The 15,183-nt window shown below is 43.4% G+C and carries 11 protein-coding genes and 1 pseudogene; 5 read left to right on the forward strand and 7 right to left on the reverse strand.

Annotated elements, in window-relative coordinates; translation table 11 throughout:
- Positions 1-52: 52 nt before the first annotated feature.
- A pseudogene (locus J4N40_RS20350) lies at positions 53-2,689 on the reverse strand (hybrid sensor histidine kinase/response regulator).
- A 615-nt stretch (positions 2,690-3,304) separates the two neighbouring features.
- On the opposite strand from J4N40_RS20350, the gene J4N40_RS20355 reads away from it, so the two are divergent.
- Together J4N40_RS20355 and J4N40_RS20360 are read left to right on the forward strand one after the other, a co-directional pair.
- Positions 3,305-4,738 carry a glyceraldehyde-3-phosphate dehydrogenase gene (locus tag J4N40_RS20355; protein WP_250654689.1) on the forward strand — a complete coding sequence of 478 codons (1,434 nt, stop codon included), beginning with the start codon at positions 3,305-3,307 and terminating at the stop codon, positions 4,736-4,738.
- A gap of 240 nt (positions 4,739-4,978) precedes the next feature.
- Positions 4,979-5,200, forward strand: coding sequence for a hypothetical protein (locus tag J4N40_RS20360; protein ID WP_005373607.1), 222 nt, complete (start codon positions 4,979-4,981; stop codon positions 5,198-5,200).
- Between the two features lie 142 nt (positions 5,201-5,342).
- On the opposite strand, the gene J4N40_RS20365 is transcribed toward J4N40_RS20360, so the two are convergent.
- The 3 genes from J4N40_RS20365 to J4N40_RS20375 all read right to left on the reverse strand — a co-directional run bounded on the left by J4N40_RS20365 (position 5,343) and on the right by J4N40_RS20375 (position 7,477).
- Complete coding sequence (locus tag J4N40_RS20365; protein WP_005373611.1) at positions 5,343-5,957, reverse strand: LysE family translocator; 615 nt, start codon at positions 5,955-5,957, stop codon at positions 5,343-5,345.
- Between the two features lie 109 nt (positions 5,958-6,066).
- Entirely contained in the window at positions 6,067-6,981 is a 915-nt protein-coding gene (locus J4N40_RS20370; protein WP_042522676.1) for a LysR family transcriptional regulator, read from the reverse strand.
- Between the two features lie 40 nt (positions 6,982-7,021).
- Positions 7,022-7,477 carry an Lrp/AsnC family transcriptional regulator gene (locus tag J4N40_RS20375; protein ID WP_005373615.1) on the reverse strand — a complete coding sequence of 152 codons (456 nt, stop codon included), beginning with the start codon at positions 7,475-7,477 and terminating at the stop codon, positions 7,022-7,024.
- A gap of 327 nt (positions 7,478-7,804) precedes the next feature.
- On the opposite strand from J4N40_RS20375, the gene yjeH reads away from it, so the two are divergent.
- A complete protein-coding gene (gene yjeH / locus J4N40_RS20380) occupies positions 7,805-9,067 on the forward strand; it encodes an L-methionine/branched-chain amino acid transporter (RefSeq protein WP_042522677.1) in 1,263 nt (420 codons plus the stop codon).
- Here yjeH and pdxR read toward each other — a convergent pair whose 3' ends face one another.
- Positions 9,068-10,513, reverse strand: coding sequence for a MocR-like pyridoxine biosynthesis transcription factor PdxR (pdxR, locus tag J4N40_RS20385; RefSeq protein ID WP_250654475.1), 1,446 nt, complete (start codon positions 10,511-10,513; stop codon positions 9,068-9,070).
- Positions 10,514-10,613: 100 nt separating this feature from the next.
- Here pdxR and J4N40_RS20390 point away from each other — a divergent pair, with 100 nt between their 5' ends.
- Positions 10,614-11,270, forward strand: coding sequence for a pyridoxamine 5'-phosphate oxidase family protein (locus J4N40_RS20390; RefSeq protein ID WP_250654476.1), 657 nt, complete (start codon positions 10,614-10,616; stop codon positions 11,268-11,270).
- Here the strand turns inward: J4N40_RS20390 and J4N40_RS20395 are convergent.
- A complete protein-coding gene (locus J4N40_RS20395) occupies positions 11,251-12,573 on the reverse strand; it encodes an ATP-binding protein (protein WP_250654477.1) in 1,323 nt (440 codons plus the stop codon). The genes J4N40_RS20390 and J4N40_RS20395 overlap by 20 nt on opposite strands.
- Before the next feature lie 3 nt (positions 12,574-12,576).
- The gene (locus J4N40_RS20400; RefSeq protein ID WP_005373624.1) at positions 12,577-13,269 is read right to left on the reverse strand and encodes a response regulator transcription factor; all 693 of its coding nucleotides are present in this window, start codon (positions 13,267-13,269) and stop codon (positions 12,577-12,579) included.
- Positions 13,270-13,635: 366 nt separating this feature from the next.
- Here J4N40_RS20400 and J4N40_RS20405 point away from each other — a divergent pair, with 366 nt between their 5' ends.
- A complete protein-coding gene (locus tag J4N40_RS20405) occupies positions 13,636-15,171 on the forward strand; it encodes a hypothetical protein (protein ID WP_250654478.1) in 1,536 nt (511 codons plus the stop codon).
- Positions 15,172-15,183 lie beyond the last annotated feature (12 nt).

Consider the following 15,183-nt stretch of genomic DNA (forward strand, 5'->3'; position numbering starts at 1 on the left):
CCCTGAAGTGGGGCTTTATCGTTTTGACGCCTTGTCTAAGTTGAAATGTTAGCTAGGCGAGTTTTAATTCACTAAAGAGCTCAAATAACTGGTTCGATTTATACGGCTTAGGTAAATAAGCATCCATGCCTGCCGCAAAACAGTTGTGGATGTCTTCTTCCAAAACACTCGCAGTGAGTGCGATAATCATCGTTTTTTCGCGTCCTGCTTTCTTTTCCCAACGACGAATTTCTTTCGTCGCGGTCAGTCCATCCATCACGGGCATCATGCAGTCCATTAAAATTGCATCGAATTCTTCTCCCTTTGTGATGGCTTCTAACGCTTCTTGACCGTTGCTTGTTATCAAATAGTCATAACCTGCTTTATCCAGAAAAAAACTCGCTATTTTCTGGTTCATCAAATTATCCTCCGCAATTAAGATCCTCCGATGAGAGCGCGACGCTCGATATTCAGAGCTGACAACATTATTGGTGACATTGTCACTTGATATAGTCTTTTCAACCTTAGCTAAATCATCAATGACATGCTTAAATCGATTGCCAAGGAAAGGTAATGTGAGTACGGCATGTACTTTTTCTGCATTTTCGTAGGGAGTGGATAAATGATGCTGGCAAATAATCACACGGCGAAGATCGTAATTAAATGATAGATTATCCAAGATTTCATCGGTATTAGCGTCGTTACTGTGGCACAGAAATATGACATCAAAGTCATCATTTATCGCTTGCACTTCATTCACATTATTAACACCAAAGAGATTGATTTTCGCTAAGCGACACTCTTTTAATACTTGGTCGGCGTAGTCGTAATTTGAGCAGATCAAAAGCCCTTTATTAATCACCTCCGAACGCCAGCCAAACACCGGAATTGCTTCAACCTCAATCGAGAATTCAAAGCATGTGCCCACTCCTTTTGTAGATGTTGCTACGAGCTTGCCCCCCATCATCGACACAAGCTGACAACAAATTGCCAAACCCAACCCTGTACCGCCAAATTGCCTCGACACTCCTTCATCTTCCTGAGTAAAGGGTTCAAAAATCGTGGTTAACTTATCTTGATCAATGCCTATTCCGGTATCTTCTACTTTAAACGTCAGCACTCCACGTTCTTTCTCAAGTAACTCTTCATAACTAACATCAACGCATACATGCCCACTTTCGGTAAACTTAACCGCATTCGATACCAGATTCGTAACTACCTGTTTGACACGATGATCATCGACCATCACGCGAATGGGGATATTTTAAGCTAAATTAATACCTAACTTTAGCTGTTTAGATGTTGCTTTGGATTGGAATAAAATCATCGACTGATACACGACTTCTCGGATATCCGCTTCTATTAGTGACAGCTCCAATCGTCCAGACTCGATTTTAGAGAGATCCAATATATCGTTAAGTAAAGTAAGCAGTGTTTGAGATGAGGAGTCAATGTCATCAACAACTTCTTGTTGATGCGAAGACAACTCACTTTGAGAGAGTATTTCTGTCATGCCCATGATCCCGTTAAGGGGCGTGCGTATTTCATGTGACATGTTGGCAAGAAACACAGATTTTGCACGATTAGCCGATACTGCTGACTCTTTTGCATGCAGTATTTCTTCAGTTTGTCTCTGCATTTCTTCAACCACTCGATTCACTTGCTGAGCAAAAATGGTCAGTTCATCACTTCCATCAACTTTGACTTTTGTTTGCTTCTCTTCGGAGTTGATCAACGCGTTTAAAGTATGAATGATCGCATCGAGTTTGCTGTTAACTCGGAACCAAGTACTAAATCCGAGCCAACAAAGCAGGATAACCACTAAGGCGACGCCAAAACTGATCATCGCTATATTGGCCTTTTGTTCATGAACCTGCGTGAGAAGCGACTGCTCAGTTTGTTTGGTGAACCCATCAATGAGCACTTGTAAGCGCTGCACACGAAAATCGAGTTCTTTTAAATACGCGGCGTAGTCACTTTGTGACATGTCTCCTGACATTAATTGTCCGCGAGACGCCAAGTTTCTCTGATATCTCGGCGAAGTAAACAAGCCAAGCAATTTATCCACTTGCTCGTATGACCCACCTAAGTTTAAAAACGCATCCAAATTTTGCTGCTGTCTGTCAATCGCCTGATAAAACATACTTTGACTTAGCCGACTCTTAGGGTCTTGGACTAAACGGTTCGTCAGCCAAGCTTCTTTCTGTGTCCAAAAAGAGAGCTGAGCAAGGTAGGCAATAAAATTTTGCATGCGAATGCCATCGTCACTGCCATACCATTGATGATTTTGCAACAAAGAGCGCGACATATTTTGGAGCTGTTGAAATGCCCAATCACCCAGGTCGTCCATCTCACTCAATCTACCTGACAATACCCCCAGCATGGCTTCTTTCAGTTCATCAGCATACTCAGCAGTATTAGGGTTACTCACAAACTTTTGATGCAAAGAAGAAATAACTTCACCTTGTTCTTCAATATTAATGGCTGCAGAGACTTGAAGATCAGGCTGTCGGCGTACTTTCTCTATGGAGTAAATAAAGTGGGAGGCCTTGGATATCAATTGGAAACCTTGAATATTGCTAACCGTTTGATTGAGACGGCTCACGCGCAACGCATTATCAGAAAACTGCTGAACTGCAAACACCACTATTACCACAGCGGGTAATAGTGCGAGGAGTGCTAAGCGTGTTTTTATTGATAATCTCAACATCCATCAGCCTAATGGTTGATTTCATCCGTTTATTTAATATTAGACTAGTTTCTTGCATTGAAAGGCATATACGACATTGTTACTTTCAAACAACATTCACCTACCTAGATTATGGTTATTGTGAGTGTTTTATCATCGGCTAATGAAGTGGCAATTGTGATTCAAGTCATATTTTTTGATCTTAAAGTTGGATGCAAACAATAAAGTTTCACTCACAACTAAGAGTCGCATCACTTTTCAGGAAATCATCTATTGTATGTTTACCTATTGAGTTGCCTTATCGAGTTAAATCACACAAAAATGCAAAATATCCATTTTTGTCAACAAAAATAATTTGAAAGCAAACGTTATCATCGCAAAAAAAGTAAGTTACTTTCTAAATGTCAATACGTGAAAACCACTGCTTTAGTCACATTAATCCACCACTAACGTCCCCTTAAGTAGTGTTTTACACTGGATTTAATTTTCCTAGCAGAATAAGGACTCCGACCTTAGAATCCGCACACATAACTATTACAACCCGATTACATAACCCACCACACTCTTGCACGCTGCCGAAGAGGCAACAGCAGAGAGTATGGTTAGCCCCCAAAACGTGAAAGGTCTAATACAACAATGAGTCCAGAGAAATATCTCCAAGACTGGCAAACTAGCCAAACGATTGCTGAATCTATTTCCCCTCTAATTGGTAAGCTATATCGTCAAAAAGGAATCGAAGTGGTTCTGTTTGGTAAAACGCTTATTAATGCTACTACTATAGACATTCTCAAAACTCATCGCGTTGCAAGACGTTATACCGGTAACCCACTTTCGCTTGAGCACACGATGCCTATTATTCAAGCGCTTTGTGAAATGAGCATTTCTTCATGCCGTGTCGATGTTGGCCAATTGGCAACTATGTACTGGAATGAACATGACGATACAAGCTCTCTAAACGATTTCCTTATCACTGCACTTGATGGCGCTCGCGACGCAGATTCTTCATTGAAAGCGCGTGATGTGGTTCTTTACGGGTTCGGTCGCATTGGTCGACTACTTACTCGCCTTCTCATTGAGAAAAGTGGTCCAGGTTACCCACTAAGACTACGTGCGATTGTGGTTCGTGGCGGTAAAAAAGGCGATTTGGAGAAGCGTGCTAGCTTGTTGCGTCGTGACTCAGTTCACGGTCAGTTCAACGGTAGCATTGTTATCGATGAAGAGCGTAAAGCACTGATCGTTAACGGCAACTACATCCAAATCATCTACGCAAATAACCCAAGCGAAGTGGATTACTCAGCTTTCGGTATCAATAACGCGCTAGTTGTTGATAACACAGGTGTTTGGCGTGATTCTGAAGGCCTGAGCCAACACTTAGCGTGTAAAGGCGCAGAGAAAGTACTGCTAACAGCACCAGGTAAAGGTGACATCAAAAACGTTGTATTCGGTGTAAATGAGTCTGTAATTCAAGAAGATGACACCATCATCTCTGCGGCAAGCTGTACAACAAATGCAATCACGCCAGTCCTTAAGGCTCTGAACGATAAATATGGTGTTCTTTCTGGCCATATTGAAACCGTGCACTCATACACAAACGACCAAAATTTGATCGACAACTTCCACTCTGGTGACCGTCGCGGACGTAGTGCTTCACTAAACATGGTTCTGACTTCAACAGGTGCGGCAAAAGCAGTTGCTAAAGCATTGCCAGAGCTTGCAGGCAAGCTAACAGGCAACGCGATTCGCGTACCGACACCAAACGTATCTATGGCAGTCGCTAATCTAAACTTAGGTGAAGACGTAGACCGTGATTCACTGAACGATTACTTGCGTGAAATGGCGTTGAACTCTGAGCTTTCGGCACAGATTGACTACACCGATTCAACAGAAATTGTATCAACTGACTTAGTTGGTTCTCGTCATGCAGGCGTCGTAGATGGTCAAGCGACTATCGCACAAGACAAGCGTTGTGTACTTTACATCTGGTACGACAACGAATTCGGTTACAGCTGCCAAGTTGTGCACTGTATGGAACAAATGATGGGTGTTCGTTACCAAACATTCCCTCGATAGGTGAACTTTGCTCCACAACGTTAACCACATAGCGTAGCGGACAATATCTCATATTTGTTCTAAATAATAAGCGCCATGCGCATTACTAATATTTTTCCCCGTTTATACGCCTGATCACCCTCAGGCGTTTTTTCGTTTCATTCATTTGACACTCTCCGGACAAAGTGAACGTCAGCATTCATGTTTTGTTCATGTTCACAGCATTAATCTGAGCACATAAATTACAGAGAGGTCATGATTATGAATCGGATTATTGTAACTGCACTAGCACTGATTACCGGCTTTTTTACGTTAGTATTTAGCTTGATCATTGCGATTCCGTTGACCATCGCAGCATTAATTACCGGTAAACGTATTGAAAAGCGCGTCAAGAAAATGCAGAGAGAAATGCACGAAGAGTATGAGTTTAATACAGGTAAAGCAGATGCGATTGAAGGTGAATTTGAAGAGGTTCGCCGGTAAGTAAATAAGATTTAGATGAGTTTCTCTCCCCCGACCGCTCCTGAGAAACTTCTTGCTTTCACCCTGTCCTTAAAATGGCAGGGTGCTTTTTTGAAAAGCAGCCACACGGGCTGCTTTTAGTATTTCTGTCTTGCGAGCTTGTCTATACCGTTACGACCACTCTAAGAGCCAGCAGCATGAGTACTACCCCTGACAAACGATCAATCAACACTGCCTTAGAGCGAATTCTGTCAACGACTTTAGAGCTCGATAGCACTAGGGTAATAAAGGTGTACCAAAGCCCATCCACAACAAACGGCGTGGCAACAATGATCATCTGATTACTCAAATCATTACCGAGCGCGACAAACTGACTGAATAATGCGATAAAAAACAAAGCAATTTTGGGACTTAAAATCGAGATAAAAAAGCCTTCTCGCGCAGACTGGATTACCGTTGTTTCCTCACCTGACTCCAACTTCGCAGCCACACCACCTTTTGAACGCAAAGCATTAAACCCTAAATACGCAAGATATGCCGCACCCACAAGGCTAATCGTCTTGAACAGCATCGGGCTTTGCTGCAAAACAACAGCGAGCCCAATCAAGGTAATAAACGCATATATACCAATGCCAAACGCATGAGCCCAAGCCGTAGCTAATCCATTGATACGTCCACCAGCCAACGAGTGCTTAGCGACAATAGCTAAGCTGGGACCTGGTGACATAGCCCCTAATAAACACACGGTAAAAAGTGATAACCAAACTGTTAGTGTCATAAGAATCTCCCCTCTTTGAAGCTCACTCTATCAACGGAAGAGGTATAATTAGAAATCAAAGTTATTCATACTAATCATGACTTCAAGTCATAGCTAAACGGTGTACGTATTAGCGAATGGAATACTCAGAGATTTGCATTACTGAGCGAATCTCTTCTCGCACCCATTTATGCGCAGGATCCGTGTCGTATTTGGGGTGCCACATTAACCAATATTGATGAATAGGTGTTTCGAGTGGTAATGCTTTATGGGTTACGTCCCAATGTTTAGCGAGGTTAACGGCAATATGTTCAGGAGCCACCATCAGGTGCTCACTTGCAACTAAGCGATTGATCGCAGCAGAGAAGAATGGAACCTTAAAGGTAACGTGGCGGGTGTGCCCTAGCTCTTTCAATGCTAAATCAGTGTAGGAATCTTTGTCTCCGCCGCCAGTCACTTTAATGTGTGAATATGAAATCAAGTCTTCAATACTGATCTGGTCCTGCTTTGCTAACGGATGAGAAGATTTCATCAAACAAACTGATGAATCCTCACCAATTTTAACGCTCGACACACTCTGTGGTTTTTCTGGATACATAGAAGACGCGATATGGATGCCCGTCTCATGAAGTTTATCAAGAAAGTTGGGTTGCCACAGTCGGTACGCCATATCTAACTGTGGCGCTTGTTCACCCAAGTGAGAGGCAATATCGGGCAATACGTATTGCGCCACGTAGTCACTAGAAGCAATAACAAGCTCACCTTGCCACTGCCGCGGCTCAAAAGGTTGGTCATCGAGTAAATGGTCAAACTCAGCCAGTAATGCATCAAGCTTTGATTTTAACGCTATTGCTCGTGGCGTTGGTATCAGTTGATTACCTTGACGAATAAGCAGTGGGTCACCACACAGATCGCGCAATTGTGCAAGCTGTCGACTGACGGCAGACTGCGTAATGTGCAAACGTTCTGCGGTCCGGCTGACATGACACTCCTCTAAAAGTACATGCAAGGATCTAAGTAGATTCAAATTAATGTTGTTTAACATATTCGCTCAGAAGGGTTTTCAACATGGCATCCATTCATGGTCACTTCACAAACAGGTTCCCAGTCGTGTTAAAGAATTCAGCTAAGACGGTATGAGTCATCAGGTTTCGAAGCTCTGGATATCGTTGAATTTGATCTCTGATTTCATTCAAGCGAGCCATAGTAGGCACTTCGACAAAAACCATCATGTCCGTCTCACCGCTGATCGCATGACACCATTTTACGCCATCAATTTTGTATAATTCGTCCGCGTATGATTCGCAATAATACGTAGAGGTTGATTTATCGAACTTTAAGGCAAAATAGGCGCAAATCGAATCCCCACCCGAAGGCGCAATTTCAGCGTGATACCCTAGAATCACTTTGTCATGCTCTAGCTTGCGAATACGGGCCGTTACCGCAGAACGAGAAAGGTTTACTTTATCCGCAATTTCAGTCACCGACAGCCGAGCGTTGTGCCTGAGCAGATCCACAATCTTATGATCAAACTTGTCCATACCGTTACCAAGCTTTCCTTATTTTTCTCATTCTATACCGATTCTAACTGCATAAGAAACCAACATTTTGTTGGAATTATTTAAAACAACCGTCATATTGACGGTTTAGTAAATCATTTTGTTATTAACATTTTGGATATGCTATTTGGCGGGCATGAGATGAGTGCTGTTATCCATTTCAACAGAAAATAGATAACACATTGAAATCAAATTCCCACCTTATACACTCAACACATAAATAGCATCGCTTAAACACATAAAACGAAATAATCAGAAGCTACAAGCTTTTTCGTAATAAGCCTCATAACATTGGATGAATCAATTCGCATGGAAGAGCTCAAAAAAGACATTTCACTCACATCAGGTATCGCACAGTTATCCACCACATTAATGGGAACGGGGCTGTTTATGATCCCGGCTATCGCAGCAGGTATAGCTGGCTATTTTTCACTATGGGCTTGGATTTTATTGTTCATCGCGATTTGTCCTATTGCGCTGACTTTTGCTCAACTGGGTAAACGATACCCCAACGCGGGCGGAACAGCCTTTTTTGTACGCAAAGCCTTTAACGCCAAGCTGGAAAGTAGTGTCGCTTGGCTATTTGTTAGTGTCATTCCGGTAGGGGTTCCGGCCGCGATTGCACTCGCCGCAGGCTTTCTACAACAAATATTGCCAGAGCCTATTAGCAACAATCTGTTTGCACAAGTTCTCACGGTAGTACTTCTTGTGTTCGTCAACTTGATGGGCACAAAATCATCAGGTCATTTACAAACTCTTATTGCTTTGAGTGTCTTCGCACTTGTTGGCGCATTTTTATGGAAAGGCGACGTTAACAGCGCCGATCTTGTGATGCCCGCCATCACACAAGAGTCAATTTGGCCTATTACCGCAGCGTTAGGCGTGATGTTCTGGTGTTTTGTTGGCATAGAGGCTTTTGCCCATATGGGGGAAGAGTTCAAAAACCCTCAAAGAGATTTCCCTATTGCCATTGTGGTCGGTTGTTTTGTAGCAGGGGCTACCTATTGGGCATGCTCTGTCGTTATTTTAAAATTTGGCGCGTATGGTAACGCTCAATTTGATAACGCATCCATCCCCTGGCTTAGTGCCCAACTACTAGGCGATGGAGCCAAATGGATAATCAGCTTGATAGGTTTCTCCGCTTGTTTCGCGAGCGTTAACTTATACACACAGAGCCTAGCGCGAATGGTCTGGGCTCAAGCTCGGGAACATCGTCCTTCTAGTCCACTAGCCAAGATTTCGCGTCGTGGTGTCCCTTTCTCAGCCACCATATTAGTTGGCGGTATATTATTGATATCTTGTGTGATAGGAACCCTATCACAGCTCGATCTGGAGTTTTTCCTAAAACTCGCAAACAGTGTATTCGTTCTAGTTTACATGTTGGCGATGTTAGCCGCTTTTAAATTGCTTCGAGGATTTGGTAAAACACTTGCGGGACTGTCCCTACTGCTTTGTACCGGTGTTTTTATATGTTTAGGCTGGTCAATGTTTTATGCACTTGGCATTTTTACTCTACTTTTACTGCCTTGGAAACAGTGGCGACATAAGCGACAAACACGTGTAGTTGAATAGTCATCGCTTCCCATTTCGAAATATGTGAGCTAAACGTTGGATACCAGCGTCTATGTTCTCTAACGCGATATTGCCGTAACCAAGCACGGCACCATGCCAGTGACGTGCTTGAAAATCTGGGTGTTCATAATAGCTCAAAGGTCGCAAGATGATCCCTTCATGCTCTGCTAGTTTTATAAAACGCTGCTCATCCATACCGTCTTGCCATTTCAACGTAACATGAAGCCCCGCCGCTTGGCTAACGACGCAAACACGGTCGCCAAAATGCTGTTGAATGGATACATGCATCTGTTCATGCTTAGTTTTGTACAGTCGACGCATTTTTCGAATATGACGTAATAACCCACCTTCAGTAATAAAGTCTGCCAATGCTTCTTGTGTATGCGTCGGCGAATCACCACTTAACGCATCCTTAACCACTAAACATTGCTCTATTAAACGTTCAGGAACTACAAGGTAGCCAAGCCGCAATCCGTTAAACATCACTTTACTGAAGGAACCCACATACAACACACGATCATCTCGACCCATTTGAGCCGCTAGCCCCTGTAAGCTGGTATAGGGACGATGAGCAAACTGGAATTCGCTGTCATAATCGTCTTCGATGATCCAACGTGACTGTTCGACTGCCCAGTTGATGATCTTCCCTCTTTGCTCAGTATTGAGTGTGGTGCCCATCGGATATTGATTGCTTGGGGTGATATACAGGGCATCGGCATCGCTTGTGGTCACAGCTTCCACATCAAAGCCTAGTTTCTCTCGGACGAATAAAGGCTCAAATTGATACTGCTGGAATTGAATCAACTTCCGCATTTGCGCGTAACCTGGTTGCTCCATCAGAACCTTATCACCTTGTTTGAGCACTACCATCGTCGCAATCGACAACGCTTGCTGCGCCCCAGAGGTAATAATGATGCGCTCTGGAGAACAATTCACTGAACGGCTTGATGCGAGGTAGTCAGCTAAAGCACAGCGCAATGCCCAACTACCCTGAATATCTTGATTCCCCAACAAGCAAGTACGAGACATATGGCGAGTGAGTAACTTTTGCCATTGCGCCATCGGAAATGCGTCCAAATCCGGCACACCCGGTGCAAATGCGCGGTTGATATCAAAGTGAGCTTTCGGTGATGAGTCTCTCTGAACTGAACTAGGTTCAGGCAAGTACTGCTCTGGCAGTTCTACGGCAACATAAAAACCAGAACCTTTTTGGCTGTTCAAGTACCCTTCCGCCACTAACTGTTCGTAGGCAGAAATCACGGTATTCCTACTTAGATTAAGCTCTTGTGAAAGCTTCCGCGTAGAAGGCAGCTTCCCATTCTTCATCCACAGTCCTTGAACAATTTTCTTGCGAATAGCAAAAAACAACGCTTGCTGACGCGTTCCATCAGTGTCTTTTAAATGCAGGTCACCGATATCAATCAAAGACAAACTGGATCCATCCATTAGTTAAAAGTGGCTCTCTTTAAGCTACCAGTTAAACGCTACATTGCAATCAAAGAATGAGGATCAATCGCTCGTAATCGTGAGCAAACAAGGAGAGAAAATGCTATCCAACACCAATAGAACGGAAATTAAAAAAGGCGCACATAAAGCCGTCTCTGATGTTAGCAAACTGCACGCCATCATAGATGAAAGCCTAATCGCTCATATTGCGATAACCAACGAGTCAGGCCCTGTGGTCATCCCTATGCTGGCATGGCGTGTCGATGATTACGTGTATATCCATGGTGCCAACAACAGTCGACTGTTACGCTCACTCAAACAAGGAGTGCAAACGTGCTTAACCTTTACTTTGTTTGATGGTTGGGTATTGGCTCGAAGTGCGTTTCACCACAGTGCGCATTATCGCAGTGCTGTGGTCTTTGGCCAGTTTGAGGTGGTGGAAGATAACCAAGAGAAAGACAGGTTGCTGAATCACTTTATTGAACAGATCGCTCCGGGGAGAACAGAACAAGTCCGTTTGAGTAATGAAAAAGAACTCAAAGCCACCATGCTGCTGCGTATTCCACTCCTAGAAGCATCAGTGAAAATCAGCAATTTTGGCGTCAACGACGATGCGGAAGACATGGACATTCCTGTTTGGGCAGGTGTCCTACCCTACCGAACCGTCGTAGGTCCACTGCAAGCTTGTGACGATTTGTATGCAGGTATCGCTGAGCCAGACTACCGCAGAGCCTACTCTAATCGTTGGCAGGAATAAGCACCGTAAAACGTGCACCGCCTAAGTGACTCTCGCCGACAGAAAGCTCCCACCCCAGTTGCCGCGCTGCACTGGTAGCGATGGCAAGCCCTAAACCAAAGCCTGTCATGTCGGCGTTGCGGCTTTTGTCTAAGCGCGAAAATGGCATAAATACTTCTTCTCGCATCGCCTCAGGGATGCCCGGGCCATCGTCCTCAATATCGATGCTCCAGCAATCCGCTACCGTTCGAATCGCCACCTCAACGCAGGATTCACCGTAACGCTTGGCGTTTTGCAGTAAATTATCGAGGACGAGGTTACCCAAAGTAGGCTGAAAGTGAATCAATTGGTTCGCGAGTTTATTTTCTGCTCTCAACATGGCGGACTCTAAGCCTAGGTAATTCATGCGGCTTTTACACCAAAGTGGCAGTTCCATGATTTCAACAGAATCGATCCATGAGTGGTTTTTCACACTCAAGCGAGACAGCATGACAATGTCGGACGTTAAATCCGTCACGACATCAACGTATCGTTCAATATCGTCATGTAACTCTGCCTGCATTTCACCACTCGTGCGTCGAGCTAAATCCGTCGCTAGCTGAATACGACTCAGCGGAGTGCGCACTTCATGAGGAATAGCTTGAGTAAAGATGTGTGTTTGGCGCACTCGTCTCTCAATCTCTTCAGACATGCAGTTGAAGCCTTGGGCGAGCTCTTTCACGGGTTGCGAAAATTGCTTTAGCTCGACTCGCGTATTCAACTCACCAGAACCAAATTGTTGTTGCGCAGCCGTTAGTTGCCGAATTTGGCGGTCAAGACGTCGTACAGGTATGTAAACCATAATGCCTAAACTGCATACAACAACCAAAAGTAGAGTAAGTATAAATACAATCTCAGAATCTTCATTCCAATCAACGTGTGGGCTAAAGAAATCCGTTTTTTCTTTGAAAACTAAACTCTTCGAAGTGTTAGGCAAAGGGAATACCGCAGCATAGGTACTGCCATCAATAAGATAAACAGGTATCCCTTGCATACGGTACAGCAGATTACAATCTCGACAAGGCGGTGATCCGTCCCAGTTTTCAACCAATGTTAAATCAAAGATAAAGAAATCTTGCTTGCCGTTTTCGGTTAACTTCTTGTAGAGAGAATCCGGAGTGCCTCGTTGCTCAATGTATTGATCGACAAAATAAGCACCGTCACTCAAAAAAACACCGACTTCTGTTTTGCGCATGTACTCTTCCCCCATAAAGAGAAACAAAGCAACAGTCAGCGCAAGGCCAGTTACTAACCCCACATATAGACGAGTAAACAGGGAAAACATGCGTCATTTACCTGTCAGCATGTAGCCGTGGTGACGTATGGTTTTAATGGTAGCCGTATGGATATGAGCCTTAGAGAATTTCTTCCTTAGTGAGGATATACGCATATCAATCGAACGATCAGTAATACAGTATTCAATGCCTCGGGCAAGACGGCAACATGATTCACGAGATACTGGCTTATCGACATTCAGCATCAGGAGCTCTAAAATTTCAAACTCAGAACTCGTTAAACCAATATCTTTTTGCAAGTAAAATGCTTGGGAGCGACGAAGACAAAGACTAATGCCATATCGGCTCAGCTTTTCTTCTTCAACGATATCAACTTGACGACAATAGCGACGCAACGCTGCTTCAATACGGGCGAGAAGGATATTGCCTTTTATCGGTTTGGTAAGGTAATCATCAGCACCAAACTTAAATAAGCTCACCTCGCTCATTTCATCATCGGTCGCAGTCAAAACAATGATAATACCATGATAAAACTTACGCGCCTCTTGGCATATTTCTGCGCCATTTTTTCCTGGTAACATCAAATCTAACAGCACTAGGTCCGGCTTGAGCCCCTTAATCGTTTCTAATGCATTTTGACCGTTATCGATGACAGTTACCGTATATCCTTCGGCTTCGAGGTACATTTTGGTTAATCGAGCAATCTCTGAGTCGTCTTCTACCAGTAAGATTGTATTACCCACCATGAATCATTTACTCCACCAATATGATGGAGGGAGTATATCGCTCGTCCTATACTGCGCAACCTACTTAAATGATAATTTTAATAAAACGCAGGCTTACATACGCTTACAAACCATACATATACGATAATCCTAATCATTCTATACCCCTAAAACCATGCAATAACCTGAGGTTTTATTCATTATCAGAATATAGCTTCACATAGAAAATAAAATTCGGAATAAAAATCCACTATATTTTTAAATATATCGAATAATAGGTCTTACCAAAAAACAATATCAACATATATGACTTAGTTTGCTTATATAGACAGGACTTTATGTTGCTTCTAAGTTTCCTGCTCTAATAAAGTCTACGAGTAACATGAAATGAGATATTCCAAATTAACACCTTTAGCCATATTTTGCGCGATAAGTCTAACTGCTTGTGGCGGCAGTGAATCTAATCCGAAACCATCGAAAACAACACCTCCACCAATGCCAACATTGAGCACTGTCACAATCCCAACTGTCGTTTCTACAAAGTTTCCAGCCAAGTTAAAAGTGGCTGCTGATTCGGGCTTCACCCACTATGTGAAAATCTCCCTTTCCGAAGCAAACAACAACGATACATTTCACATTGTGGCTGTTGATGACGGTGCGAATAATGAAAAAATCTTTCGTGCAGCCAAAATCATCCAACACCTTCTCACAAACCAACCAGACTCTAAGTACGGTGCTGACAAGTCTCGTATCGCTAAGACATTAGCCGAGCGTGATGCCACACTAATGCTGACCGAAAACGACGAACAGAATGATGAGATGTTAACCAAAATCTTTATCAACGAACTGATTCGCCAAGACAAACTGAACGACGCAGTTACAAACTCGGGCTTAGCACACTCTTTTGATACGAGTTCTCTAGAAAAGTTTGTTGTAAGCATGATGGTACTTAACGAAGATGATATGGATACACTTGTCACATCTATCGCGTCAACATTAGTAACTAGTAAAGAAACACCAAACTGGCTAAGGAATAGCCAATCTTTAATGTATCGAGAACTGACAGTTGAAGGCGATTGCCATTACATGAGTAATTTTGCCGATTACTGCGCCAATCTTGGTAAAAAAGCCGAACGAGACGCCGCTTTTGAAGAAATTTTACACTTGGTCCAAGCGCAAGGTATTGCACCTAACACGGCGACTGCGGCACTGCAAAATGACATTCAAGCTCATGCGTTAAGCATCTATAACGATATTCAATCGGGCAAACCGACGGTGTGGCGCCCTACTCAGTATGACTGGGACGATTGGAAATCGGACGACTTCGATCCTGAAAGTGTGAAACAAACGGGCCCTTCATATTCTCACGAATATTTTGCTGCCGCTTTTGAAGCGTACATGGGCGTAGCAAAAGCAAACGGACATGGTTTAGATGGCTACCAAGCGTTAACGCGTGAAGAAATGCAAACCCAAGATCCTCAAGCCGTTGATTGGATCAGTGGCTTATTCCACGGATACTTGCAATATACCGCGAATATCGACTCTGCGGGCGTCAAGCTCTACACAGAAAAGACAAATCCAGGCACAGTACCTACCTTCCGTATGGCTCCCAACAAAGACGGTTTGATAGAAGCGTACACCTACAAATCTCAGTGGCTAACAAAAGTGAAGATCATTGGCGACGACGCGATGAATGTGATCGGTAATAATCAAAACAATACTTTTGAAGGCAACAGCAAAGACAACAGCATTTATGGTGAAGGCGGTATCAACACCTATATCGTGCCACACAAACTGGCGGAATGTACTGTTATCAAAGCAAAGAGTGTTTCTGTTGAGTGCCCAAATACAGGCACTGACGAGTTGTACGACATTCAGAACATCCAATTCACCAACCAAACCCTAGATGTAACCAAGCTATAAACAATGAAAAAC

Source organism: Vibrio sp. SCSIO 43097, from assembly GCF_023650755.1.
Lineage (GTDB): Bacteria > Pseudomonadota > Gammaproteobacteria > Enterobacterales > Vibrionaceae > Vibrio > Vibrio alginolyticus.